24 protein-coding genes are annotated in these 25,927 nt (G+C 60.8%); 14 read left to right on the forward strand and 10 right to left on the reverse strand.

The features are described 5' to 3' along the window. Window positions 1–2: 2 nt before the first annotated feature. The 7 genes from K0H47_RS10230 to arnC are packed head-to-tail and all read right to left on the reverse strand — an operon-like array spanning window position 3 to window position 7,691. Window positions 3–1,382 (reverse strand): UDP-glucose/GDP-mannose dehydrogenase family protein, encoded by a 1,380-nt coding sequence (locus K0H47_RS10230; protein WP_177069783.1) that lies wholly within the window; start codon window positions 1,380–1,382, stop codon window positions 3–5. Further along, the gene (arnF, locus tag K0H47_RS10235; RefSeq protein WP_063030106.1) at window positions 1,379–1,792 is read right to left on the reverse strand and encodes a 4-amino-4-deoxy-L-arabinose-phosphoundecaprenol flippase subunit ArnF; all 414 of its coding nucleotides are present in this window, start codon (window positions 1,790–1,792) and stop codon (window positions 1,379–1,381) included. Before arnF ends, K0H47_RS10230 begins: the two co-directional genes overlap by 4 nt. Beyond that, window positions 1,789–2,136, reverse strand: a complete 348-nt coding sequence (gene arnE / locus K0H47_RS10240) for a 4-amino-4-deoxy-L-arabinose-phosphoundecaprenol flippase subunit ArnE (protein ID WP_003217625.1) — start codon at window positions 2,134–2,136, stop codon at window positions 1,789–1,791. Before arnE ends, arnF begins: the two co-directional genes overlap by 4 nt. Further along, the gene (arnT, locus tag K0H47_RS10245; RefSeq protein ID WP_219272505.1) at window positions 2,133–3,788 is read right to left on the reverse strand and encodes a lipid IV(A) 4-amino-4-deoxy-L-arabinosyltransferase; all 1,656 of its coding nucleotides are present in this window, start codon (window positions 3,786–3,788) and stop codon (window positions 2,133–2,135) included. The genes arnE and arnT overlap by 4 nt, the downstream gene beginning before the upstream one ends. Further along, the gene (gene arnD / locus K0H47_RS10250; RefSeq protein ID WP_093197009.1) at window positions 3,785–4,669 is read right to left on the reverse strand and encodes a 4-deoxy-4-formamido-L-arabinose-phosphoundecaprenol deformylase; all 885 of its coding nucleotides are present in this window, start codon (window positions 4,667–4,669) and stop codon (window positions 3,785–3,787) included. The genes arnT and arnD overlap by 4 nt, the downstream gene beginning before the upstream one ends. After that, window positions 4,669–6,660 carry a bifunctional UDP-4-amino-4-deoxy-L-arabinose formyltransferase/UDP-glucuronic acid oxidase ArnA gene (gene arnA, locus K0H47_RS10255; RefSeq protein WP_063030112.1) on the reverse strand — a complete coding sequence of 664 codons (1,992 nt, stop codon included), beginning with the start codon at window positions 6,658–6,660 and terminating at the stop codon, window positions 4,669–4,671. Before arnA ends, arnD begins: the two co-directional genes overlap by 1 nt. Further along, window positions 6,657–7,691 (reverse strand): undecaprenyl-phosphate 4-deoxy-4-formamido-L-arabinose transferase, encoded by a 1,035-nt coding sequence (gene arnC / locus K0H47_RS10260; protein WP_032869197.1) that lies wholly within the window; start codon window positions 7,689–7,691, stop codon window positions 6,657–6,659. Before arnC ends, arnA begins: the two co-directional genes overlap by 4 nt. Window positions 7,692–8,162: 471 nt before the next feature. On the opposite strand from arnC, the gene K0H47_RS10265 reads away from it, so the two are divergent. From K0H47_RS10265 to K0H47_RS10285, 5 genes are all read left to right on the forward strand, one after another. Beyond that, on the forward strand, window positions 8,163–8,951 hold the full coding sequence (locus K0H47_RS10265; RefSeq protein ID WP_063030115.1) for a M949_RS01915 family surface polysaccharide biosynthesis protein: 789 nt from the start codon (window positions 8,163–8,165) through the stop codon (window positions 8,949–8,951). A gap of 104 nt (window positions 8,952–9,055) precedes the next feature. Continuing rightward, on the forward strand, window positions 9,056–9,970 hold the full coding sequence (xerC, locus tag K0H47_RS10270) for a tyrosine recombinase XerC (protein ID WP_017480337.1): 915 nt from the start codon (window positions 9,056–9,058) through the stop codon (window positions 9,968–9,970). 104 nt (window positions 9,971–10,074) lie between these two features. After that, complete coding sequence (gene rbsK, locus K0H47_RS10275) at window positions 10,075–10,995, forward strand: ribokinase (protein ID WP_219272507.1); 921 nt, start codon at window positions 10,075–10,077, stop codon at window positions 10,993–10,995. Window positions 10,996–11,023: 28 nt separating this feature from the next. Then, entirely contained in the window at window positions 11,024–12,355 is a 1,332-nt protein-coding gene (gene fucP, locus K0H47_RS10280; RefSeq protein ID WP_063030119.1) for an L-fucose:H+ symporter permease, read from the forward strand. Further along, the gene (locus K0H47_RS10285) at window positions 12,352–13,398 is read left to right on the forward strand and encodes an aldose 1-epimerase family protein (protein WP_219272509.1); all 1,047 of its coding nucleotides are present in this window, start codon (window positions 12,352–12,354) and stop codon (window positions 13,396–13,398) included. The genes fucP and K0H47_RS10285 overlap by 4 nt, the downstream gene beginning before the upstream one ends. On the opposite strand, the gene deoR is transcribed toward K0H47_RS10285, so the two are convergent. Then, window positions 13,395–14,153 (reverse strand): DNA-binding transcriptional repressor DeoR, encoded by a 759-nt coding sequence (deoR, locus tag K0H47_RS10290; protein WP_219272510.1) that lies wholly within the window; start codon window positions 14,151–14,153, stop codon window positions 13,395–13,397. The two genes, K0H47_RS10285 and deoR, sit on opposite strands and share 4 nt — an antisense overlap. Window positions 14,154–14,282: 129 nt before the next feature. Here deoR and deoC point away from each other — a divergent pair, with 129 nt between their 5' ends. Beyond that, window positions 14,283–14,966 (forward strand): deoxyribose-phosphate aldolase, encoded by a 684-nt coding sequence (gene deoC / locus K0H47_RS10295; RefSeq protein ID WP_093196978.1) that lies wholly within the window; start codon window positions 14,283–14,285, stop codon window positions 14,964–14,966. Window positions 14,967–15,104: 138 nt separating this feature from the next. Continuing rightward, window positions 15,105–15,329: a DUF2188 domain-containing protein gene (locus K0H47_RS10300; protein ID WP_003217639.1), complete on the forward strand. Its 225-nt coding sequence runs from the start codon at window positions 15,105–15,107 to the stop codon at window positions 15,327–15,329. 117 nt (window positions 15,330–15,446) lie between these two features. Here K0H47_RS10300 and K0H47_RS10305 read toward each other — a convergent pair whose 3' ends face one another. Together K0H47_RS10305 and K0H47_RS10310 are read right to left on the reverse strand one after the other, a co-directional pair. Beyond that, entirely contained in the window at window positions 15,447–16,304 is an 858-nt protein-coding gene (locus K0H47_RS10305) for an SDR family oxidoreductase (protein WP_003217640.1), read from the reverse strand. A gap of 99 nt (window positions 16,305–16,403) precedes the next feature. Beyond that, complete coding sequence (locus K0H47_RS10310; RefSeq protein ID WP_063030126.1) at window positions 16,404–16,676, reverse strand: DUF2790 domain-containing protein; 273 nt, start codon at window positions 16,674–16,676, stop codon at window positions 16,404–16,406. Window positions 16,677–16,953: 277 nt separating this feature from the next. Here K0H47_RS10310 and K0H47_RS10315 point away from each other — a divergent pair, with 277 nt between their 5' ends. The 7 genes from K0H47_RS10315 (at window position 16,954) to K0H47_RS10345 (ending at window position 25,924) form a co-directional block, all read left to right on the forward strand. After that, window positions 16,954–17,466 (forward strand): sigma-70 family RNA polymerase sigma factor, encoded by a 513-nt coding sequence (locus tag K0H47_RS10315; RefSeq protein ID WP_063030127.1) that lies wholly within the window; start codon window positions 16,954–16,956, stop codon window positions 17,464–17,466. Beyond that, window positions 17,463–18,410, forward strand: coding sequence for a FecR domain-containing protein (locus tag K0H47_RS10320; protein WP_219272512.1), 948 nt, complete (start codon window positions 17,463–17,465; stop codon window positions 18,408–18,410). Before K0H47_RS10315 ends, K0H47_RS10320 begins: the two co-directional genes overlap by 4 nt. A 101-nt stretch (window positions 18,411–18,511) precedes the next feature. Further along, window positions 18,512–21,433, forward strand: coding sequence for a TonB-dependent receptor (locus K0H47_RS10325; RefSeq protein ID WP_219272513.1), 2,922 nt, complete (start codon window positions 18,512–18,514; stop codon window positions 21,431–21,433). Between the two features lie 169 nt (window positions 21,434–21,602). Continuing rightward, window positions 21,603–22,364, forward strand: coding sequence for a GntR family transcriptional regulator (locus K0H47_RS10330; RefSeq protein WP_219272515.1), 762 nt, complete (start codon window positions 21,603–21,605; stop codon window positions 22,362–22,364). Beyond that, complete coding sequence (locus tag K0H47_RS10335) at window positions 22,361–24,094, forward strand: fumarate reductase/succinate dehydrogenase flavoprotein subunit (protein WP_177025390.1); 1,734 nt, start codon at window positions 22,361–22,363, stop codon at window positions 24,092–24,094. The genes K0H47_RS10330 and K0H47_RS10335 overlap by 4 nt, the downstream gene beginning before the upstream one ends. 55 nt (window positions 24,095–24,149) lie before the next feature. Further along, window positions 24,150–24,395 carry a ferredoxin family protein gene (locus K0H47_RS10340; RefSeq protein ID WP_003217650.1) on the forward strand — a complete coding sequence of 82 codons (246 nt, stop codon included), beginning with the start codon at window positions 24,150–24,152 and terminating at the stop codon, window positions 24,393–24,395. 122 nt (window positions 24,396–24,517) lie between these two features. After that, window positions 24,518–25,924 (forward strand): ABC transporter substrate-binding protein, encoded by a 1,407-nt coding sequence (locus tag K0H47_RS10345; RefSeq protein ID WP_219272517.1) that lies wholly within the window; start codon window positions 24,518–24,520, stop codon window positions 25,922–25,924. Window positions 25,925–25,927 lie beyond the last annotated feature (3 nt).

Consider the following 25,927-nt stretch of genomic DNA (forward strand, 5'->3'; position numbering starts at 1 on the left):
TCTTAGGCTTCCTCGGCCTGAGGCACCCAGTTTTGCTGGGGGATCGGCAAGTTGCAGGAGTCGCCGCGGCCCATCGGGAAGTACTGGATGCCTTTACGCGCCAGGCGTTCACCGTCGTACAGGTTGCGACCGTCGAAGATCACCGGGGTTTTCAGGCGCTGCTGGATCAAGTCGAAGTCCGGTGCCTTGAACTGCTGCCATTCGGTGCAAATGATCAGGGCGTCGGAGCCGCTCAAGGTGGATTCCGGGGTGCCCATCAGCATCAGGCGCGGGTCATCGCCGTAGATGCGTTGGGTTTCCTGCATGGCTTCCGGGTCAAACGCGCGCACATTGGCGCCGGCGGCCCACAAGGCTTCCATCAGTACCCGGCTGGGGGCATCGCGCATGTCGTCGGTGTTGGGCTTGAACGCCAGGCCCCACAAGGCGAACGTTTTGCCCCGCAGGTCGCCCTTGAAGAACGCGTTGGCACGCTCGAACAGCTTGCTCTTCTGGCGCTGGTTGATGGCTTCCACGGCTTCCAGCAGGTCGCTGGAGCAGTTGGCAGCCTTGGCGCTGTGGATCAGGGCGCGCATGTCCTTGGGGAAGCACGAGCCGCCATAACCGCAGCCCGGGTAGATAAAGTGGTAGCCGATCCGCGAGTCGGCACCAATGCCCAGACGCACAGCTTCGATGTCGGCGCCCAAGTGTTCGGCCAGTTCGGCGATCTGGTTGATAAAGCTGATCTTGGTGGCCAGCATGCAGTTGGCGGCGTACTTGGTCAGTTCGGCGCTGCGCAGGTCCATGAAGATGATGCGGTCGTGGTTGCGGTTGAACGGTGCATACAGTTCGCGCATCACGTCGCGCACTTCTTCACGCTCGCAGCCGATGACGATGCGGTCCGGACGGCGGCAGTCGGCAACGGCCGAGCCTTCCTTGAGGAATTCCGGGTTGGAGACGATATCGAATTCCAGATGACGGCCGGCAAGGTGCAGGGCTTTTTCCATGTGCGCGCGCAAGGTGTCGCCGGTGCCGACGGGCACGGTGGATTTTTCCACCAGGATCACCGGGTCGATGCGGTGGCGCGCCACGGCATCGCCTACGGACAGCACGTATTTCAAGTCGGCCGAGCCGTCTTCGTCCGAAGGGGTGCCCACGGCGATAAACAGCACTTCACCGTGTTCAACGGCGAGTTTTTCGTCATAGGTAAACGTCAGGCGACCGCCTTCGAGGTTTTCCTTGACCATGGCCGCCAGGCCCGGCTCGAAGATGCTTACGTGGCCTTGTTGCAGCAACTTGACCTTTTTCTCGTCAACGTCCATGCAGATGACATCGTGGCCGACTTCGGCCAACACGGTGGCCTGTACCAGACCGACGTAACCGCTACCAAATACACTGATTTTCATGGGGCATTCCTGGGACTTGTGGTGCTAGCACGACGAGAGTTGATAGTCAGGACTCCGAGAATGACCAAGGCCACACCCGCAGTTTTTGAAACGGAAAAATGTTCGTTGAAGACCGGCAGGCTGGCAGCCAGCAGGTACACCAGCGCGTAGCTGATGCTGAGCAGCGAGTAGGCCCGCCCCAGCGGCAAATCTTTCAGTGCGCCGAGCCAGCAGAGCATCGACAGGGCATAGGCGATGATCGCCAGGATCACCACGCCCAGTGCGCCGAGGTCGATGGCGCCGGTGTTGAGTGCTGTCAGCCATTCAGTGGGCAGCGGCAGGCGCGTCATGCTCCAGCGCATGCCCAACTGGGCACCGCTGACCAGTGCAACGCTGCCCAGGGCCAGGGCAAAACCGCGAGCGCGACTCATACCTGGCGTCCCAGCAGCACTACACCGGCAATCACCAGCAGCACACCGAACCAGTGGCGGCCATCGATGTGTTCGTGGAACACAAAGCGCGCTACCAGGGTGACCAATACAAAGTTGAGGCTGAGCATCGGGTAGGCGATGCCGACTTCCAGGCGTTGCAGCACCAGCAGCCACACCAGCAAACCCAAACCCAGGCACACCAGCGCCGACCACAGCCACGGCGAACGCAGCTTCAAGGCCCAGCCATCCGGCTGGTCACGCCAGCCTTCAACTGCAAACTTCTGGGACACCTGGCCCATGCAGGTCAACAGGCAAGCGCCCAACAACAGCAGCAACGTGGTCATGGCGCACTCTGCGGGAAGATCAGGATCACGATATTGCCCTGCTCGTAGCGCTTGCCGTCTTTGGGCAGCAGGTCCACTTCCTGACGCTCGTCGTCACCCTTGACCCGCATCACCACGCCCACCGAACCTTGTTTGCGCGCATCGCTCATCCATTGCTGGACGCTGGCGGCATCGATCTTGCGGTAAGCGGTGTCCGGGAAGGCAATGCCGTATTTCACTTCGCCAACGGTGTTGTAAAGCATCACTTCAGGCCGCTGCAGACGCCACGACAAGGCCGATGCGGCACCGAGGTCGTTGCTCAGCAGGGCGGTGGTCGGCTGCAACTCCTGGAGGTGATCAATGATGAACTGGTCCGGGGTCTTGTTATAAACCACCGAATGCGGCAACGCGGCCGGCACCAGCGCCACCAGCAACCAACTGCCAATCACCGGTGCGGCCCACATCTGCAATGGGCGTGCGGCCTGCAGCAGGTTGGCGATGATCCAGCCGAACAGGAAGACGAACACCAGCACCAGGCTTAAGGTTTCCTGGCCGTGCTCATACACCGGCTTCTTCAATTGGAACCAGGTCAGGGCCAGTAGCCCCAGCACGCCAATAACCAGGTTCAGCCAGCCATTGATGCGCAGTACGCGGCCACGGGCCTGGGCCAGTTTGTCGGCCAGGGTGTGCCCCATCAGCAAAGCGAGAGGCAGCAGGCACGGCATGATGTAGGACGGCAGCTTGCCCTTGGCCAGGCTGAAGAACGCCAAAGGCATCAGCAACCACAGCAGCAGGAAGGCGATTTTGCCGCTGCGCTTTTCCAGCCAGGCCTGTTTGGCGGTGGAAGGCAGTAACGCCATCCATGGCAGGCTGAACGCCACCATCAGCGGCAGGTAGTACCAGAAGGGCTCGGAGTGCTGGGCGTCTTCGCCGGCAAAGCGCTGGATGTGCTCGTGCCAGAAGAAGAAGTTCCAGTAGTCCGGCTCCTGGGCATGCACCATCAGCGCCCAAGGCAGGCTTACGACAATCGCCACTGCCACGGCCACCAGGCCATAGGTGAGCAGTTCACGAAAGCGTTTTTGCCAGATCATGTAGGGCATGGCGATCAGTACTGGCAGCAGCCAGGCGAGGAAGCCCTTGGTCATGAAGCCCATGCCGCAGGCGAACCCGAGCAGGGCCCACGACCCCAAGCGGCCACGGGGGGTGCTGCTGTCGAAGCAGAACCACAGGGCAGCGCCGGTCAGGTTGACCCAGAAGGTGAACTGCGGGTCGAGGTTGGCGTAGCCCGCCAGGAAGGCGACGCTGACGAAACTCATGTACAGCACGGCGCTGACCAGGCTCTTGCCCGGGTCGTTCCACAACCGCCGGGCCACGCCGTACACCAGCAGGATGCTCAAGCCGGTGCTCAAGGCCGAGGCGAAACGCACGCCGAACAGGTTCTGCCCGAAAATCGCCTGGCCCAGCGCGATCATCCAGTAGCCGGCCGCCGGTTTTTCGAAGTAGCGAATCCCCATGAAGTGCGGCGAGGCCCATTTGCCGGTCAGCAGCATTTCCTGGCTGATCTGCGCATAACGGGTTTCGTCGGGGATCCACAGTCCATGGGTGGTCAACGGGATCAGGTAGAACACCCCGAAAGCCAGCAGGAGCAGGGGCAGGGCCCAGCGCCGGATCATGCCTTTTGCACTCCGAGCCAGCCTTCACGGCCGCTCAGCACGCCGCGCACCAGTTGTTGCCGGGGCAGGGTGGTCAGGTCGGCGGGCAACAGGTCGCCCAACGGTTTGAACTCGATGCCGCGCTGCCCTGCCTGGGCGAGCAACTGGCGAAAATCATTGGCCATCAGAATCCCTTCTACTTCTGCGTGGATCGTATAGACGTTGAGCTTCGACGGCTTGAAGCGGTCGAGGATGTAACTATTGAAATCCTTGGCGGCCACCACCGGGCCCACGACTTCGTCGAAGGTCGGCATGTCCACCGGAATTTGGGGCGTGCCGGCACTGCCATCCGCCAAAGTTGGCCGGAACAGGCTGGTACCACGGCAATCGCTGTTGTAGCGGAAGTTGAACTGTTGCTTGGCTTGCACCACGCGCTCATCGGCACGCCAACCGGCGGCGGCTGAGCAGTCGATGGGCTCACCGAGGATGTCGTTCAAGGTGTCGACGCCACGGCGAATCTGCTCGATCAGCTGTGCATCGCTCCAGCGCCCGGTGTTGGCTTGCCAACCATGGTGGTCCCAGGCGTGCAGCCCGACTTCATGCCCGGCAGCCTTGGCCTGGCGCATCAAGTGCCCCAGGTCGCGACCGATGGGTTTGCCCGGCCAGGCGGTGCCGGCCAGCAAAATGTCCCAGCCGTACAAGCCGGCAGCGTTGGAGCGCAGCATCTTCCACAGGAATTGCGGGCGGATCAGGCGCCACAAGTGGCGCCCCATGTTGTCCGGCCCGACGCTGAAGAAAAAGGTCGCCTTGACCCCGGCTTCATCCAGCGACTCCAATAACCGTGGCACCCCTTCACGGGTGCCTCGGTAGGTGTCGACGTCGATGCGTAGACCTGCCTGCATCAGCGCTTGTCCGCGATTTCGAGCATGGCTTCACGCAGGAAGAAATCCAGAGTGTTGCCGATGGTTTCGCTCATCTCGACGGTAGGCTCCCAGTTCAGCAGGCGCTTGGCGTTCTCGATGCTTGGCTTACGGTGAGCCACGTCCTGGTAACCGGTGCCGTAGAACGCCTTGCTCTCTACGTCGCGGAAACCGGCAAACGGAGGGAAGTTGCTGCGCAGTGGGTGAGCTTCGAACTGACGCAGCAGTTCTTCGCCCAACTGACGGATGCTGGCTTCGTTTTCCGGGTTGCCGATGTTGATGATCTGGCCGTTGCAGTTATCGTTGTCGTTATCGATGATGCGGGCCAGGGCTTCGATACCGTCAGCGATGTCAGTGAAGCAACGCTTCTGCTCGCCACCGTCGAACAGACGGATCGGCGTGCCTTCCACCAGGTTCAGGATCAGCTGGGTGATGGCGCGGGAGCTGCCGATGCGGGCCGAGTCCAGGCGGTCGAGGCGCGGGCCCATCCAGTTGAATGGACGGAACAGGGTGAACTTCAGGCCTTTGTCGCCGTAGGCCCAGATCACGCGGTCCAGCAGCTGCTTGGAGACCGAGTAGATCCAGCGTTGCTTATTGACCGGGCCCACCACCAGGTTGGAGGTGTCTTCGTCGAAGTACTGGTCCTGGCACATGCCATACACTTCGGATGTCGACGGGAAGATCACGCGCTTGTTGTACTTCACGCAGTAGCGAACCAGTTTCAGGTTCTCTTCGAAGTCCAGTTCAAAGACGCGCAGCGGGTTGCGGGTGTATTCGATCGGAGTGGCGATGGCCACCAGTGGCAGGACCACGTCGCACTTCTTGATGTGGTACTCGATCCACTCGGAGTGAATGCTGATGTCGCCTTCCACGTAGTGGAAGTTCGGGTGGCTGCGCAGGCGCTCGATGGCGTCGGAGCCGATGTCCAGGCCGTAGATTTCGTAGCGGTCGTCACGCAGCAGGCGCTCGGACAGGTGGTTACCGATGAAACCGTTCACACCCAGGATCAGTACGCGGGTACGGCGTGGCTTGCGGCCGGACTCGGCGCCGCGCAGTACGGAACCGTCCACCAGGCCCAGTTCATCAGCCAGGGACGGGCCGGCCAGGTACAGGCCGTTTTCGTTGCGCTGGCCGAACTTGACCACCAGGGAGTCTTCACCGCAGGCGATGCGCAGCGGGTTGACGCTGATCACGCGGCCTGGTGCCAGGCCTTCGTTGCCTTTGACGACTTCAGCGCTCCAGACGATCAGCTTGTGCTCGCCCACGGCGCAGAAGGCGCCCGGGTACGGTTGGGTAACGGCGCGAACCAGGTTGAACAGCTCTTCAGCCGGTTTTTTCCAGTCCAGCTTGCCGTCAGCTGCGGTGCGACGACCGAAGTAGGTGGCTTTGCTTTCGTCTTGTGCGGTTTCGGTCAGCTTGCCTTGAGCCAGCTGCGGCAGGGCGTCACGCAGCAGGCTGGTGGCCGCGTCACGCAGTTTGGCGTGCAGGGTCAGGCCGGTGTCGGTGCGGTCGATCACGACTTTCTGCTGGGCCAGGATCGCGCCGGCATCGGCACGCTTGACCATGCGGTGCAGGGTCACGCCGGTTTCGGTTTCGCCGTTGACCAGTACCCAGTTGGCCGGTGCGCGGCCACGGTATTGTGGCAGCAGGGAGCCGTGCAGGTTGAACGCGCCTTTCTTGGCGGTGGCCAGCAGGGCTTCGCTCAGCAGGTTGCGGTAGTAGAACGAGAAGATGTAGTCCGGGTTCAGCTTGGCGATGCGCTCGATCCACAGTGGGTGGTTGGCGTCTTCCGGGGCGTGCACCGGGATACCGTTGCGGGCGCACAGTTGGGCGACGGAACCGTAGAAATTGTTTTCCTTGGGATCATCGGCATGGGTGAACACGGCAGCAATTTCGTAACCCGCATTGAGCAGGGCTTCGATACCAGCACAGCCAATATCGTGGTAAGCGAAGACAACAGCTTTTGAATTCATGACGAAACCTGATCGGAAGGAGAAGTAGAAGTGTGGGAGGAGGTCAGGCCATCGACCGTAAAGGTCTCGGCCGGTGCTGCCGGTTGGTTGCGCAGCACTTTTTCAATAAAGAACCGTGGGCGGGCCCGGACGTCACTGTACATGCGGCCCAGGTATTCACCCAATAGGCCCATGCCGATGAACTGGCCGCCGGTAAATACAAACAGTACGGCGAACAGGACGAAGGTACCGTCGCCGGCCCAGCCTGCGCCAAAGGCCAGGCGCAGAATGATCAGCGCAAAGGCGAAGAGCATGCCCAGCGCCGCCATGCTGAAGCCGACGATGCTCAACAGGCGCAATGGCGTGGTGGTCATGCAGGTCAGCAGGTCGAACATCAGGCTGATCAGGCGCATCGGGCTGTATTTGGATTCGCCGTGTTCACGCTCGGCGTGATGCACCAGGATTTCCGTGGTGTGCCGCGCGAAGCTGTTGGCCAGGATCGGGATAAAAGTGCTGCGTTCGCGGCAGGCCAGCATCGCGTCGACGATGGTGCGACGGTAAGCGCGCAGCATGCAGCCGTAGTCGCTCATGGCCACGCCGGTGGAGCGCTGCACGGCGAGGTTGATCAGGCGCGACGGCCAGCGGCGGAAAGCCGAGTCCTGGCGATTGTTGCGCACGGTGGCAACTACGTCGTAGCCCAGGGCGGCTTGTTCGACTAGACGCGGGATTTCTTCCGGCGGGTTTTGCAGGTCGGCGTCCAGGGTGATCACGACGTCGCCCCGGCAATGCTCGAAGCCGGCCATGATCGCGGCGTGCTGGCCGTAGTTGCGGTTGAGGATCACCGCCACCACGTTGCTGCCTTCGAGGGCGGCGGCGTCTTCCAGCAATTGCGCAGAATTGTCGCGGCTGCCGTCATCCACCAGGATGATTTCGTATTCGTAAGCCAGCTGTTTGCAGGCGGCCATGGTGCGGCGCAGCAGCTCAGGCAGGCTTTCTTGTTCGTTGTAGACCGGGATAACGATCGACACGCAATGAATTGGATAGGGTTTCAAAGATTCATTACCTCGGGGGTTTAGAGCAACTTGGAGCGTAAAGACAGCAGTTATCGTCAGCCTTGGATGCCAGGCATCCGGTCAAAGATAGCGTTGATTTGTGGCATTCATTCGACAGTCCTGACAGGTCACAGTGGGTCTTCCATGGGTTATGTGAGTAAAGACCAAAACGCTCAAAGGTAAAGCGGAATCAACGAGTTAACCTGCAAAGTACGGTTCGTTCTCAAGTCGTGCCGCCAAGATTAAGCGCAAAAATGTTCAACGAATATGAAACGCAGATGAAAAAGTCGTTTTTTTGGCAGGTAGACAGCTAGGGTTCAGGTAAACAACAGAACCATGGACAACGCCGTCGTTGGCCCCTGCAGACTGGATAGTGGCCTTTTCCTGCGCGCGGGTTCATTCCTGAAGAATCTTCTCTGCAATGCCGTGCAAGTGCCGGTAAAGTAAGCCATCTCTTGCCAGGGCAGTCGGATGAATAGCGTGCAGCGTTTACGGCCAATGTTGATGGTGTTGTTGATGACGGTGGCCTGGGCCACGAGTGTGCGGGCCGATGACGGCGTGGCACTGACGGCCATCGACCAGGTGCCCGATGGCGTAGAAGTGCGGGGTAAACAGGTCGGCGCCTTCACCTGGAGCGATAAACAGGGCAAGAATCTGTTGGTGCTCGCTGAGCAAGTCAGCGAACGCGACGACGACGGCGCGCAGTCCGCCTTTGTCTATGCGGCCCAGTACCTGCTCGACGGTGACCGGCCCAAGCGCCTGTGGATGCTCTACGACGACGTGCAGCATTGCGAGTTCGACGCCGGGGCGCACTACAACACCGACGCCACCAAGGTCACCGACCTGCTGGGTGACGGCATCAGTCAGGTCACGGTGGGGTATAGCCGCACCTGCACCAGCGATGTCAGCCCCAATGATTTCAAGCTGATCATGCACATCGGCAAGTCGCAGAAGTACCGCCTGCGTGGCATCGACCGCTATGGTGCCAGCTGGTGGGATGAAGATGCCGGCGCCCTGCAAGGCATGCCGTTGCCCAAGGATTGCAGCATCGCCGCCCAGCAAGCGCTGGTCAGCCAGTACAAGGAGCAAGGCACCGAGCTGCCACTTCCGGGCTGTTATGGCGACGAGGAAGACTTTGCCAAGGCGCCCAAACCGTACCTGGAGTTCATGCGCCAGCACTGGTTTGCCTTGATGCAGAAGCAGGACACCGACTGGAGCCAGCAGCAGACACCCGCCCCGGCGGAAGACGATCAGGAATAGCCCCTGGGGATTGACCTGCGCTAGACTCGGTGCTCGCCAATTCACTAAATATGTCGATTAAACAAATGGTTAGTCGACATATTTAATCCAAAGGCTGATCTCCCTTGACTGAGTCTACCCGCAACCCGCTGACCCTTTACCTCACCCGCCTGGCACCCTCCAGCCAGCTGACCATGCGCTACGTGCTGCAAGACGCCGCCGACCGCCTGGGCTTTGAAGACATCAACCTCGAAGACATCGACTGGCACCTGCTGCAGCCTGAACACGTCATGGCCCTGGTGGCGGCGTTGCGGGAAGACGGTTATGCGCCGAACACCTCATCGCTGTACGTCAACGCCGTGCGTGGGGTGATGAACGAGGCCTGGCGCATGAGCCTGATCAGCCAGGATCACCTGTTGAAGATGCGTTCGGTCAAGGCCATGGCCGGCACGCGGCTGAGCCAGGGCCGCAACCTGCGGCGTACGCTGATTCGTGAGTTGATGGAGGTCTGCGCCGCCGACCCGCGTCCCCAGGGCCTGCGGGACGCAGCGGTGATCGGGATCCTGTATGGCTCGGGCATGCGCAAGTCGGAGTCGGTGAATATCGAGTTGGGCCAGGTCAATTTTGACGAGCGCAGCCTGCAGGTCACCGGCAAGGGCAACAAACAACTGATCAAGTACGCGCCGGCCTGGGCCTTCGCCAAGCTGGAGGCGTGGCTGGAGTTCCGTCGCAGCCAGTTGAAACCCGGTGAGCAGGACGACAGGTTCCTGTTCAACCGCATTCGCCGGGGCAGCCACATCACCCGCGAGCGCATCACCAAGCACGCGATTTACTACATCGCCCGTCAGCGCGGGGAACAAGTCGGCGTGAAAATCATGCCCCATGATTTCCGCCGTTCGTTCATCACCCGGGTGATCGAAGAGTACGACCTGTCCATCGCCCAGAAGCTGGCGCACCACACCAATATCCAGACCACCGCCAACTATGACGTGCGTGACGACAACGAACGCCGGCGGGCAGTGGATCGATTTGATTTGTAGCGTCCTCGCAAAAAAAGATTGAATATTCACACCTAATGTTATTTAAATAACAAAACAAGAGCGCCACGACCTGCCTGGCCGTGCCGTAACAAGGTGGAATAGCAATGGGCAAGATCGCAGTCATCGGCAGCAATATGGTGGATTTGATTACCTATATCGACCGCATGCCGGTCCAGGGCGAAACCCTGGAAGCGCCGGGCTTTGCCCTGGGTTGCGGCGGCAAAGGGGCCAACCAGGCGGTGGCGGCAGCCAAGCTTGGGGCGGATGTGTTGATGCTCAGCAAAGTCGGTGACGACATGTTTGCCGATAACACACTGGCCAACTTCCGGCGTTTTGGTATCGACACCCGTTACGTACAGCGGGTGCCCGGCGTGTCCAGCGGCGTGGCGCCGATTTTCGTGCGGGCCGACTCCCACAACAGCATTTTGATCGTCAAGGGCGCCAATGCGCATTTGCTACCGGCGGATATCGACGCGGCGGCCGCCGACCTGCGCGAGTGCACGCTGATCGTGCTGCAACTGGAGATCAATCTGCCGACGGTCTACTACGCCATCGAATTCGCTCACCGCCACGGCATCGCCGTGCTGCTCAACCCGGCGCCGGCGTTGGCCGGGTTGAGCGCTGAGCACTTGGCGCAGCTGGATTTCCTGGTCCCCAACGAATCCGAACTGGCGTTGATTACCGGCAAAACCGTGGACTCGCCGGACTCGGCCCGCGCTGCCGCACGAACCCTGGTGGCCAGCGGCATTCGCCACGTGATTGTCACCCTCGGCGAACACGGTGCGTTGTACGTGGGCGAGGAGGGTGAATTCGAGGTGCCGGGCCAGCGGGTCGACGCCCGTGACACCACCGGCGCTGGTGACGCTTTTATCGGTTGCTTCGTTCAGCACTGGAGCCGCGACGGCCAGATCCGTTATGCCATGGAGCAGGCGGTGGCGTATTCGGCGTGTTCGGTGACGGCGCTGGGTACCCAGACCTCTTATCCCGACAGCGAAGCATTCGCCCGCTTCCAGCATCAGCGCTAACACCCTCTACCCAGCCCGGAGAACAATAATGAACAAACCTGCGCTGCAACAGACGCCCGATGGTTTCTATCTGAACCGCACGCCCTGGTTCGCCTTTATCCTGCTGTGCAGCATCTTTGCCTTGTGGGCGGCTGCGGCGAGCATGAATGATGTGCTGATCGCCCACTTCAAGAAAGCGTTTTTGCTCAGTGATTTCCAGACTGCCTTTGTGCAGTCGGCGTTTTACCTGGGTTACTTCTTTGTTGCGATTCCGGCCGCAATGGTGGTTCGTCGGTTCAGCTACAAGACCACGATCCTGATTGGCCTGATGCTGTACATGTTCGGCTGCCTGCTGTTTTTCCCGGCGGCGTCCACGGCCAAGTACGGGATGTTTTTGCTGGCGCTGTTCGTGATTGCCGCCGGCCTGTCGTTCCTGGAGACGGCGTGCAACACCTACTCGACGCTGATGGGCCCACGGGAAACCGGGACCCGGCGCCTGAACATCTCCCAGACCTTTCACCCGTTCGGCGCGATGGCCGGTGTGTACGTGGGCAGCTTTGTGATGTTCAAGGACACCGACGCCACCACTCAACAACTGAAACAGATGAGCGTCTCCGAGGCGGCGGTGCAGCAGCTGCAGATGATTCAGTCCACCTTGTTGCCCTACAAGTGGATGATCGCTGTGTTGGTGCTGATGTTTATCCTGATCGCCATTACCAGGTTCCCGGCCTGCAAGGGCAATAAGCCGGCCGACAGCAAGCCCGGGAGCCTGCGTCAAAGCCTGGGACGGTTGTGGCGCAACCCGCGCTTTACCTTTGGCGTACTCGCGCAGTTTCTCTATGTGGGCGCGCAGGTAGGTGTGTGGAGCTTCACCATCCGCCTGGCCATGCAAATGGGTGGCATGAATGAACGCAGTGCTTCATGGTTTCTGCTGACCACTTTTGCCGCGTACTTTGTCGGCAAGATGATCGCCAACTTGCTGATGCGCCGACTACACCCGGCCAGGGTCCTGGCGATTTACGGCGTGCTGTGCATCGTGCTGCTGGCCTACACCATTCTGGTGCCGAATATTTCGGCAGTGTACGCAGCGGTGGGCGTGAGCATTTTCCTCGGCCCTTGCTGGCCGACCATTTACGGGCTGACCATCGATGGCCTGGGTGAAGACACCGGCGTCGGTGGTTCCTTGCTGGTGATGAGTATTGTCGGCGGCGGGGTGATTCCGATCTTCCAGGGCCTGTTGTCCGACGCCAGCGGGGGCAACATGCAGTTGGCCTACAGCGTGCCGTTGCTGTGCTTTATCGTGATCGTTATCTATGCGGTCAAATGCCTGCGCCAGTCAGACACAGCCCCGTTGGGCGCGGCAGCGGTGGTGGCCTCATGAACACGCATATCCCGCTGTATCGCGTGATATTTACCGAGCAGGAAAAGATCCTGTTGCAGTCCGGGGATTTCAAGGTCAGCGCCTGGACCTATCCGTCCGGCGTGCTGGCGGTGAGCCTGGAGAACAGCCGTGGGCGACTGGTGGTCCTGCCTTATCAGGGGCAGATGATCTGGTCGGCCGTGTTCGACGGCTGCGACCTGACCATGAGCAACCTGTTCGAACAGCCCCGTCCCAGCCCGACGATCATCGATACCTACGGCTGCTTCATGTTTCACAGTGGCCTGCTGCGTAATGGTTGCCCGGCGCCGGATGATACCCATGCCTTGCACGGCGAAATGCCTTGTGCGCCCATGGACACGGCCTGGCTGGAAATAGGCGAGGGTTTTGTGCGCCTGGGCGGCTCGTACCAATACGCCAAGGGGTTCGGTGATCGTTACCGGGCGTGCCCCAGCGTGACACTGCACGCCGATTCGGCCGTGTTCGATATCGACATGGACGTGACCAACCTGGCCGGCAAGCCCATGGACCTGATGTACATGGCCCACATGAACTACGCCTATGTGGCCGGAGGCCGGTTCGTCGAGCCGCTGGGGATGCAGCGCTTGCGCCTGCGTACCAGCGTGCCGGACCACGTCAAGCCGACGCCTGACTGGACTGCCTACATGGCGCAGCTGGCCGAACATCCAGCCCAGTTGGCCTGCCTCGATCAGCCAGCCCTGTACGACCCTGAGATTGTATTTTTCTTCGACGACGTGGGTACTGACGCCACGGGCCACGCGCACTTTCTGCTGGAGCATAGCGATGGTGCGGCGTTCTATACCCGTTACCGTCCCGAACAGTTCGAGCACGCGGCACGCTGGATTCTGCACACGCCGGATCAGCAAGTGGCGGCGTTCGTGCTCCCTTCAACCTGCGAGCCCGAAGGCTATAACGCCGAGAAAGCCAAAGGGCACGTGCGTCAGCTGGCAGCCGGGGCCAGCGCTTCGTTCAGCGTGACCACCGGCTACTTGAATGCGCAGGAGCGGCAGAGGTTGCTGGGTTAAACCAGCAATTGCGCGCCGCTGGCCTGAATGGCGTCCTTGTAGGCTCGGGGGATTTTCTTGTCGCTGACCACGTACTGAAAGTCCCCCAGGGTCGCGAAGTGCGCGGTGCGCACCGTGTCGAACTTGCTGAAGTCGGCGAGCAGTACCCGTTGCTGGGCCTGGCGCAGGACCTTTTGCTTGACCTCGACTTCATTGAAGTTGAAGCAGGTCACACCGAATTCCTGGCTGACGCCCGCGGCAGTCACGAAGGCCCACGTCAGGCGCACGCTGTCGAGAATGCTGCTTTCGGCACTGCTTTCGAACACCTGGTTCTTGCGGTGAAAGGTGCCGCCGCATAACACGATGTGGCAGTTGGGCTTGTTCTGCAGCCTGAGCAGCACGTTCAACGAGCTGCACACCGCGGTGAACTCCAGCTCATCCGGGATGAAATCAATGACAAAGGGCGAGGTGGTGCCGCAGTCGAAAAACACCGTGTCACCGGGTTGTATCAACCGGGCGGCGATTTTGCCGATGCGGCGCTTTTCCTCGACGTGGCGGGTGTCCTGATCGGCTACCCGGTACTCGCTGGCCTCACTGCTGACCCGGGTGATATGGCCACCGAGCAGGCGCAAGTGGTCGGTGAAATGGCTGAGATCGCGGCGCAGCGTCATCTCGGACACGTCCAGCAGCGCAGCCATTTCCCTCAGGTGAATGGCGTTCTGGTCCTGCAAGGCTTGTTGGATAAGCTTGAGTCGCTCGGCTTTTCTACTGTCCACGAGTATTCCAGGGCTTGATTGTTTGTGTTAAATAAGTAACATTAAGTGTGAGTATTGTAACGTATTTTATGTGAGCGCTGTGACAAGCGGTACACGAACATTGGCAACATACAGGCAAGGACTCGTTAAATGAACACTCTTCAACCTGCAGCATTGGCGAAGTACATCGATCACACCTTGCTGGCTCCCGATGCCTCCCGTGAGCAGATCCGTACCTTGTGCGAGGAAGCCCGGGAGCATGGCTTTTATTCGGTGTGCGTCAATTCAGGCCAGGTCCCTTACGCCGCGTCGTGCCTGACCGACGATAGCGTGGTGATTTGTGCGGTGGTGGGCTTCCCGCTGGGTGCCGGCCTGAGCGACACCAAGGCATTTGAAGCCCAACGAGCAATTGCCGCCGGGGCAGGGGAGATCGACATGGTGCTCAATATCGGTTGGTTGAAGGAAGGGTTGCTGGACGCGGTGCGCGATGACATTGCCCTGGTCCACAAGGCCTGCGGCGCCGTGCCGTTGAAAGTGATCCTGGAAACCTGCCTGCTCAACGACGAGCAGAAAGTCCAGGCGTGCGAAATCTGCCGGGACTTGGGCGTGGCATTCGTCAAGACGTCAACGGGGTTCAGTCGAAGCGGCGCAACGGTTGAGGACGTGGCACTGATGCGCAAGACCGTAGGTGCCGGGGTTGGGGTCAAGGCGTCAGGTGGCGTGCGCGATTACGAGACGGCGATCAAGATGATCAATGCCGGCGCAACACGTTTGGGCAGCAGTTCGGGGATTGCGATTGTGGGCGGCGTGATGACGGCCGCGAGCGGTTATTGAACCGGATCGGTTTGATCGGTAGGGCCGCCCGTAACCTGATCCGCCAACTGCCTTGAACTCTGCCCGGCACCCGCGCTCGCAATAAGTAGGGCGCGGGTTTTACCGCGTGCCGTGTTCATTCAGTCAAGGGAGCAGACCATGGATACCTACAACATCAACAAGACCGGCACCGGTTGGGCACTGACCAAGCAGGGTTCTGCGCGGCCGTCGAAAACGGCGGAGACCAAAGAGGCGATCGTTGAGTTGGCGAAGGAGTTTCTCAGCGACAAAACGGCGTCGCTGAGGATTCACAGCATGGACGGGCGGATTCAGGAGGAGCGCACGTACCCGCGCAAAGCTGATCCGACGCGATCTCCAGGTTAACCGAGAACCAAATGTGTGCGAGCTTGCTCGCGAAAGTGGTGGATCAGTCACACATGCATTGCCTGACACTCCGCTTTCGCGAGCAAGCCCGCTCCCACACTGGATTGACGTCCTGCCTTAGAGAATCGGCTTGCCGCCGGTCACCGCATACCGCGAGCCCGAGATGTAGCTCGCCTCATCCGACGCCAGCAGCACATAGATCGGCGCCACTTCCACCGGCTGCCCCGGGCGGCCCAGTGGCGTCTCGCTGCCAAAGCTGTTCACGTCCTCATCGGGCATGGTCGAGACAATCAACGGCGTCCAGATCGGCCCCGGTGCCACACTGTTCACTCGAATGCCCTTGCTCCCCAGCAGTTGCGCCAGGCCACCGGTAAAGTTGGCAATCGCGCCCTTGGTGGCGGCATACGCCAGCAACGTGGGCTTGGGCATATCGGAGTTCACCGAACTGGTATTGATGATCGACCCGCCAGCCTTCATGTGTGGCAGCGCTGCCTTGCAGATGCGAAACATCGCGGTGATGTTGATATCGAAGGTCTTGACCCATTCCTCGTCGGGAATCTCTTCCAGGGTCTCGTGGGTCATTTGAAACGCTGCGTTATTCACCAGCACATCGATACGCCCGAACTGCTCGACGGTCTGGTCGACAATGGCCTGGCAGTTGGCCTTTTGCGCGAGATCCCCAGGCAACAGCAGACACTGGCGACCGGCTTCTTCCACCCAGCGTGCGGTTTCCTTCGCGTCCTCGTGTTCATCCAGGTAGGCGATGGCCACGTCGGCACCTTCCCGGGCAAAGGCAATCGCCACGGCGCGGCCGATGCCGCTGTCGGCGCCGGTGATCAGGGCAATCTTGTTGGCCAGGCGGCCGGAGCCGGTGTAGCTCTTCTCGCCGCAGTCGGGGTACGGGTCCATCTTCTTCTGCGAACCGGGAACGGATTGGGCCTGGCTGGCGAAAGGTGGGCGTGGGTAGTCAGTCATCTCAATCTCCATAGATCACAACGGGTTCTATGGATTAGTGATTTTCAGCGGCGCGATAGTTGTAATCGATGCTGGCCGAGCCCGACGAATGGTTTGTGATCAACCGTGCTGGCAGGCATCGCCCAGGCGCATGTAGTCCAGCTCATGGCGCACGCCGTGGCTGTCGATGTAGACCATGTGGCCTTTCACCGGACCGCACTCGGTGGATGATTGGGTGCTGACGCGCACCACCTTGGCGATATCCAGGTCCTGGGAATAATCGTACGCCTCGCTGGCGGGTGCGCTGGCACTCACAGTGGGCGCCGGGGTTTCGCCTTGAGCGACGGCCAGTGTGCTGAACAGGCCCAGCACGGCGATAAGCAGATAACGCATGAGAACCTCCGACACCACGAAGGTGGTGGCTTGACTGTGGGGCTCATTTTACAAAGCGCTCGCCGCAGGGATGAACGCCTGCGGGCCAATAGCAGACATCAGCCAAATCGATGTGCGCAGGGGCTTATATTCATTTGAGAGCTACAGCTGATTTTTTATTACTTCCAAAGCTCGATACCTCTGCGGCACAGTCGCTCCCTTTATTCCAGGCCCCGACTCAGGGGGCGTTGGCGGATGATTGTTGAGACGGGCGATAGGTCTCGTAAGGGAGCAAGGCATGGGTGTCAGTCAGCCCCTCGGTTACCCATTGATTGGGCAGATGTTCCAAAAGGATTACCAGTGGTTGTGCAGTTCAGTCAGGCGAACCTTGGGATGTCATCACAGCGCGCAGGACATTGCCTCGGAAACCTTCCTGCGGGTGTTGTCGCTACCGGACCCCGCCGCTATTCGCGAACCTCGCGCGCTGTTGACCACCATCGCCCGGCGCCTGGTCTACGAAGGCTGGCGTCGGCAGGACCTGGAACGTGCCTACCTTGAAAGCCTGGCCCATGCGCCCGTGCCGGTGCACCCGTCACCCGAAGAGCGGGCGTTGGTAATCGAGGCTTTGCTGGCCGTGGATCGCCTGCTGGACGGGCTGTCTGCCAAAGCCAAGGCCGCGTTTCTTTACCATCAACTGGACGGTCTGACCTACAGCCAGATCGGCGAGCGCTTGCAGGTCTCCACCAGCCGTGTACAGCAATACATGGCCGATGCCTTCAAGCGCTGCTACTTGGTGATGGCCCAGCCATGAGCCTTTTGCGCCCGGAAGAGGCCGTGGTGGAGGAGGCCGCGCGGTGGATGGCCCTGCTGCAATCGGAGCACGCCAGCACTCAGGAACGGCAGGCATTCGAGACGTGGTGCGCGGCTGACATTCGTCACCGCCAGGTAATTGATCAAATGAGCGGTGGCATGGGGCTGTTGCGCAATCATGCATTGCGCGGAGTGCCCAGCGAGCACCTTTTGCATAGCCTGAAAGCACCGTCCAGCCGTCGACGCTTTGTCGCTGGCAGCCTGGGTGTCGTCGCGTTGGCAGCGCTGTTTCTCGGTCGTCGCCAGGGCTGGTTGGTGGATACCGGCGAGCTGTCCACTGGCACTGGGGAGCGTAAACACTTCACGTTGGACGACGGCAGCTTGCTGACGCTGAACGCACAGAGCCGGGCGATTGCGCGTTTCGACGCACACCAGCGTGTGCTGGAGTTACGGGAGGGGGAGTTGCTGGTGGACGTGGCCAAGGACCCGGCGCGGCCCTTCGTGGTGCAAACCCGGCATGGCCAGATTCGCGCGTTGGGTACCCGATTCCTGGTGCAGCGTGACGAAGCGTCCACCCGTCTGGTGATGCTGCATTCGCGAGTGGAAGTGGTCACTCAGGACGGCGCGCGCCAAATCGTGGAGGCGGGGCAGAGCATGCGGTTTGATGAGCAACACACCTTCGGCCTTGGCCCGCTCAAGGGGGATGAAGCCGGTTGGAGCCAAGGACGCCTTGAAGTCCACGACCGATCGTTAAGCGAAGTGATCGACAGCCTGCGCAGCTATCGCCACGGAATTCTGCGCCTGAATCCCAATGTGGCGCAGCTGCGCCTGAGCGGCATCTATCCCCTGGACGATACGGACCGCACCCTGCAGCTGCTGGAGAATTCATTACCGATTCGCGTGACGTATCACAGCGCCTATTGGGTAAGTATTGAGGCCCGTTAAACCGGTTATAAACTCATAGCATCTTCGCCTAAACACCGCCCTATAAAAACGCGTCTGCCGCTGCTCAACCCCTGTAGACACATTCAACAGGGAGATCCTCGATGTTCTTATTCAAACAACAATTACCTCGACTGACGCTGGCGGCGGCGTTGGCGATGGGTGTCTGCAGCAACTGCGTAATGGCCCAGGAAGCGGCCAGCCAGGTGTTCAGCTTTGATATCGCCGGCGGCCCGCTCGATTCGGTGCTGCTGGATATCTCCCGGCAGACCGGCGTGATGATTTCCTTCAATCAGCAGTTGGTTCAGGGCAAGCGCAGTGCCCCCATTCGTGGAGATTTGGGCAGCCTGCAAGCGGTGGACAAAGCGTTACAGGGCAGCGGCCTGCAAGTCAGCGATAGCGAGCAGGGGCTGACGGTGCACGCAGCGGCCGCGACCTCCACCAACGCTGTCCCGGCTGCGGGAAAAAGTACTGACTACCGTCTGGAAAAAGTCACCGTGACCGGCACGGCGATTCGTCGAGTGGACGCGGAAACGGCCGTGCCGGTGACCATCCTGCGGGTCGAGCAATTGCGCGAGCAGGGCGTGAGCACTACCGAGGAGTTGATCAACCGTATCTCGGCCAATCAGTCTTCCGTTGGCTCCGGGCGTTCGGTGGGTTCCAGCAGCGGCGGTGCAGCGTTTGCCGACTTGCGCGGGATTGGCGCGAACAAAACCCTGGTGCTGCTCAACGGCCGGCGGCTGAGCAACAACGCCGTCAACACCACTAACGGCTCCGGGGTGGACTTGAACACCATCCCGTTCGCCGCCATCGACCGTGTGGAAGTGCTGCGCGATGGCGCGTCGGCGCTGTACGGCACCGACGCGATCGGCGGGGTGATCAACTTCATCACCAAGACCAGCCTGACCGGCGGCCAGCTCTCCACCAATTACGATTCGCCGACGCGCTCAGGCGGTGGTGACAGCCATAACTTCAGCGGCAGTTATGGGTTTGGCGACCTGGAAGACGACCGCTTCAACGTATTTGGCGTGGTCAGCTACGACAAGCAGACGCGCCTGGCGGCCAAAGACCGCGACTACACCTACAACTACCAGCCCGGTCGCGGCCTGGATTTCACCTCGGGCACCGCCGCCCCGGCGAACTGGAGCCAGGGTAGCAACGCGACCAACCCGCTGGCTGGCTCCGGCTGCAATTCCCCCGGGTTGCTGTCGCGCAATGGCATCTGCCGCCAAAGCCTGTGGAGTTACCTGGACCTGGTGCCGGAAACCGAAAAAACCTCGGCCTTTGCCAAAGCCACCGGCAAGCTGGCCGATGACCACACCGTGAGCCTTGAGTACTTCTGGGCGCGCAACGAAAACCGCACGCAGATTGGCCCGGGCACCTTGATGGGCGCCCAGGTCAATCCGGGTACGGCGTTCTATCCGGGCAACGGCATCACGCCGGGTCCGACGGGTTTTGCCCTGGACCCGACACAACCGGTGGATGTGAACTGGCGCGAAACCGACGCCGGGGCGCGCAAGCACGAAGATGACAACACCAGTCAGCGCCTGCTGCTGAGCTTCGAAGGCACCGTGGCGAACTGGGACTACAACGTCGGTGCGTCCTACAACCAGAACAAAGTGGTGCAAACCATTCTGGACGGTTATGTGAACGACCAGACCATCAGCCAGGGTATCGCCAATGGCGTGATCAACCCGTTCGGGCCGCAGAGCGAAGCGGGCAGGGCGTTGCTCGCCTCCAGCCGCGTCGACGGCGATTACGCCACCGCCGTTGGCCGGGTCAAATCCATCGACGGTCGCGTCAGCCGTGAAATCGGCGACTGGTTTGGCGCAGGTCCCACAGGCCTGGCGCTGGGGGGTGAATACCGCAAGGAAGATTTTCATCAGGACTTCGCCCAATTCGCCGAGACCGTGCAGAGCCTCGGCGTAGACCCCAATGGTGCGGTACGCGGCAATCGCAGCGTCTCGGCCGAGTACGCCGAGGTCAATGTGCCGGTGCTCGACAGCCTGGAGCTGTCCGCAGCGGTGCGCCATGACAAATACAGCGACTTCGGCAGCACCACCAACCCGAAATACTCGTTCCGTTTTCAGCCATTCAAAGAACTGGTGGTTCGCGGCGCCTACAGCGAAGGGTTCCGTGCGCCGTCGCTGTATGAGTTGTACAACCCGACCTACACCAGCTACACCGTGGCCAACTACAACGACCCGCGCCTGTGCCCGGGTGGTACGCCGGCCAATGGCGGGATCGGTAACCGCGACTGCGCCCAGCAGTTTCGCCGGCAAACGGGCGGCAACGGCAGCTTGAGCCCGGAAACCGCACGTAACGTCACCTTTGGCTTCGTGTTTCAACCCATTGAGCGCCTCAGCGCCGGCCTGGATTTCTGGTGGATCACCATCGCCAACCAGATCGCCGAATTCCCAGAGTCCTCGGTATTCGACGACCCGGATGCCTACGGCGACCGCCTGATTCGCAAGGCTGACGGCTCCATCGATCACATCGTTACCGGCCTTGCCAACCTCGGGAAAACCAAGACCAACGGCGTGGATGTGAGTTTCGATTACCGCTTCCCGAGCACCGCCATCGGTGACTTCGGGATCGGCCTGCAAGGCACCTACGTCAACGAATACAAATACCAACAGGAGCTGAAGGGCGACTACATCGACAAACTCGGTGATTTTCGTGGCGGCGAATTCTCCACCGCTGGCGCCGTTGCACGCTGGCGCCACAGCCTGACCGGCACCTGGGCCCGCGGACCGCTGGGCGTCAGCCTGACCAACCGCTACACCAGTGGCTATCACGACTCGGACCCGGAAACCCATGATTCCGTAGGCTCCTACAATGTCTGGGACCTGGCGGGTACCTACAACTGGAGCAAGTCCCTGGCCGTCACATTGGGCGCGAAGAACCTGTTCGACCGCGCGCCGCCGTTCAGCAACCAGACCTACGCGTTCCAGAGCGGGTACGACCCCAAGTACGCCGACCCGTTTGGGCGGATCCTCTATACCCGAGTCAGTTACAACTTCTGATTTTTCATCAGGTCTGGACGCTGCTCTATAAATTAGGCTGGTCCGCTGCACCTACTTCCTAGGTGCAGCGTCATTCTCCTGTCCATAACCTTATTCCAAAACGGTATTTCCGCGCTTTTCATAAGACTCCTTATGATCACGTCATAACTCGTTATGACAAGTGGTCCTGATGAACGAATCAACCGTCGCCTTATCTCCTCTGTCCAGCGTTCCGCTGCATGCCCAACTGCGGGATTTGCTGCGCAGCCGCATCCTCGATGGTGAATACGCGCCGAATACCCAGATGCCTTCCGAAAGCGAGTTGGGAGCGCGCTTCAAAGTCAGCCGCATCACCGTGCGTCAGGCCCTGGGTGATCTGCAAAAGGAAGGCCTGATCTACAAGATCCACGGCAAAGGCACCTTCGTTTCCAAACCCAAGGCTTATCAGAACGTCAGCACCCTGCAAGGGTTGGGCGAGTCCATGACCGAGCGCGGCTATGAAGTGATCAACCGTCTGCGCAGCTACCGCTTTGTGCCCGCTGACAAGTTGGTGGCCGAGCGCCTGGGCGTGGAGGAGGGCACCACTGTCACGCAGATCAAGCGCGTACGGCTGATCAACCGCGAGCCGGTGTCGCTGGAAATCACCTACCTCAGCCAGGCCCTGGGCGAACGCCTGGAAAACGCCGACCTGGTGACCCGCGACATCTTTCTGATCCTGGAGAACGACTGCGGCCTGGAACTGGGTCACGCCGACGTGGCGATTGACGCGGTGCTCGCCGACAGCGAACTGACCCAGGCGCTGAACGTGGAGGCGGGTTCGCCGATCATGCGCATCGAGCGCCTGACCCACACCGCCGACGGACAGCCGGTGGACTTTGAACACCTGTATTACCGCGGCGATGCGTTTCAGTACCGCCTGCGCATCGACCGTCAGCGAGGTAGCCGCCCGTGAGCCGCAAAACCCTGGAACTGGAATACGACATCGTGGTGATCGGCGGTGGCACCGCTGGCCCCATGGCAGCGATCAAGGCCAAGGAGGCCAACCGCGATTTACGCGTTCTGTTGATCGACAAGGCCAACGTCAAGCGCAGCGGCGCCATCAGCATGGGCATGGATGGGCTGAACAACGCGATTATTCCAGGCCACTCCACGCCGGAGCAGTACACCAAGGAAATCACGATCGCCAACGACGGCATCGTCAACCAGGCGGCGGTGTATGCCTACGCGACCCACAGCTTTGAAACCATCGAGCAGTTGGACCGCTGGGGCGTGAAGTTCGAGAAAGACGAAACCGGCGATTATGCGGTGAAAAAAGTCCATCACATGGGCGCTTACGTGCTGCCGATGCCTGAAGGGCACGACATCAAGAAGGTGCTGTATCGCCAGCTCAAGCGGGCGCGGGTCAACATCACCAACCGGCTGGTCTGCACCCGTTTGCTGACCGACAGCGAAGGCGCAGTAAACGGCGTGATGGGGTTTGACTGCCGTACGGCCGACTTCCAGGTGATCAAGGCCAAGGCGGTCATCCTGTGCTGCGGCGCGGCCGGCCGCCTGGGCTTGCCGTCGTCGGGTTACCTGATGGGCACCTATGAAAACCCGACCAACGCCGGCGACGGCTACGCCATGGCCTACCACGCTGGCGCCGAGCTGGCGAACCTGGAGTGCTTCCAGATCAACCCACTGATCAAGGACTACAACGGTCCGGCCTGCGCTTATGTCACCGGGCCCTTGGGTGGCTACACCGCCAACAACAAGGGTGAACGCTTCATCGAATGTGACTACTGGAGCGGGCAGATGATGTGGGAGTTCCACCAGGAGCTCGAAAGCGGCAACGGCCCGGTGTTTCTCAAGCTCGATCACCTGGCCGAGGAAACCATTCAGAACATCGAACAGATCCTGCACAGCAACGAGCGTCCCAGCCGGGGTCAGTTTCACGCCAACCGGGGCACTGACTACCGCAGCCAGATGGTCGAGATGCATATCTCCGAAATCGGCTTTTGCAGCGGGCATTCGGCGTCGGGCGTGTGGGTCAACGAGCGCGCCGAGACGTCGGTCAAGGGCCTGTATTCGGCGGGCGACATGGCGGCCGTGCCACATAACTACATGCTCGGTGCGTTCACCTATGGCTGGTTCGCCGGCACCAACGCTGCAAGCTTTGTGGCCGGGCGCGAATTCAGCGCAGTGGATGCCCAGCAAGTAGCCACCGAGCAGGCGCGGGTCTACGCGCCGCTGGACCGCGAAACCGGCCTGCCGCCAGCCCAGGTCGAGTACAAGCTGCGGCGTTTCGTCAACGATTACCTGCAACCGCCCAAGGTCACCCGCAAGATGGAAATCGGCTTGCAACGCTTTGCCGATATCGAGCGCGACCTGGACCAGATGAAGGCACACAATCCCCATGAATTGATGCGCGCGATGGAAACCAGCGTGATTCGCGACTGCGCCGAAATGGCTGCCCGCGCCTCGCTGTACCGCGCCGAAAGCCGCTGGGGCCTGTACCACTACCGGGTCGACCACCCGCAACGCAACGACGCCGACTGGTTCTGCCATTGCCACCTGAAAAAGGGCGACGACGGGCAGATGGTCAGCTTCAAGAAACCCGTCGAGCCGTATGTAATTCCGTTGGATGCCGAAGAGCTGCAGGCCTACGACCGCCTGCGGGTCGGCGCCCACGCGGCTGCCTGAACCTGCGTTGCACCGCTACAGCCAGAGAGCGCAAAAGCGCCAAGGACACCGTGAAATGGCCTATCAGCCCCAGGAAATATTCTTCCGCTCCAACGCCCCGGTGACGGTGGATGAAGACAAGTGCATCGCCGAAAAAGGCTGCACGGTCTGCGTCGACGTGTGCCCGATGGACCTGTTGGCGATCAATCCGGCAACGCAGAAGGCGTATATGGCGTTCGATGAATGCTGGTACTGCATGCCCTGTGAAAAAGATTGCCCCACCGGCGCAGTCAAGGTCGAGATCCCGTACCTGCTGCGTTGAGATCTGCCGCAAACGCCATCCGCCAACCCCGGACGCCATCCGAGTGACACCCCCTCGTTTCCCACCACGCCAGACCGTGGCGGAGACGACTCTTTCAACCATGATTCGAGGGGAACTACCCAATGTTATTGCGCGCAACCTTGGCCGGCCTGGTGCTGGCTTCCTTGAGCCTGTCGGCTCAGGCCCAAACGATCCGGGTAGCCATCGGCACCCAGGACACCACCATCAACTGTGCGGCGGGCGGCTTGCTGATCCGCGAGCTGGGGCTGTTGGACAAGTACCTGCCACACGACGGCAAGTACAAGGACGCTACCTACGACGTGCAGTGGAAAAACTTCACCAGTGGCGCGCCGCTGACCAATGAAATGGTCGCCGGCAAACTGGACTTTGGCGCGATGGCCGACTTCCCCGGCGCCTTCAATGGCGTTGCGTTCGAAGCGGCGGGTAAGCACAGCCTGTTTATCAGCGTGTTGTCGGGCAACATCAAGGGCAGCGGCAACGGCATTGTGGTGCCGATCGCTTCCAGCGCCCAGTCCCTGGCCGACCTGAAAGGCAAGACCATCTCCGTGCCATTCGCCTCGACGGCCCATGGCATGTTGCTGCGCGCTGTTGCGGCCCAGGGGTGGGACCCGCTCAAGGACGTCAACATCATTGCCCAGGCGCCCGAAGTGGCGGGCTCGGCGTTGCAGGCCAACAAGATCGACGCCCATGCCGACTTTGTGCCGTTTGGCGAACTGTTCCCCAACCGGGGTTTCGCCCGCAAAATCTACGACGGCTCGCAATCCGACACCCCGACGTTCCACGGCGCGCTGGTGGACCAGAGTTATGCCAAGCAGTACCCGGAAGTGGTCATCGCCTACCTGCGCGCAAGTATCGAGGCCAATCAGTTGCTGGCCGCAGAACCGGAGAAGTACAGCGAGCTGATCGAAAAAGTCACCGGCGTCGAAGCCGAGGTCAACTATCTGTTCCATGGCCCGCTGGGCGTGCAGACGCGCGACCTGAGCTGGAAACCCGAATACCGCCAGGCGGTGGGTACCGCGATCGACACCCTCAAGCTGCTGAAAAAGGCCGACCGTGGCCTGGACCTCAATACCTTTATCGATGACCAGTACATCCGTGCCGCGTTCAAGGCATCTGGCCTGGACTATGAGGCGCAATTGGGCAATTACACCCAATCCCCGCTGAAGGCCAACGATGCCCTGACCGGCAAACCGATCAGCGACTGGAAGCATGTGGCGCAAATCTGGGTCAAGGGCGAGCCCAAGGTGCGCGATTACGCATCGGCCGAGGCGGCGTTCACCGCCCTGGACAGTCTGAACAAACAAGGCAAAGCGGTGCGCGCGGTCTATGCCCAGGCCCAGGACAGCGGCATCAAGCTGTTGGCCAGCCAGGCGTGGTTTGCGAGCAATCAGCAAGGCCAACTCAGCGCGTTCCTGCTCAAGGGGCAGGCGCAGCAGTTCGCCCAGGCTCAGGGCGGCAAGGTGTTCAACTTTACCGACGCCGGCGCGCAGGCCGTTGCCGGTCGCTGAGGG

Source organism: Pseudomonas sp. Xaverov 83 (genome assembly GCF_019352905.1).
GTDB lineage: Bacteria > Pseudomonadota > Gammaproteobacteria > Pseudomonadales > Pseudomonadaceae > Aquipseudomonas > Aquipseudomonas yamanorum.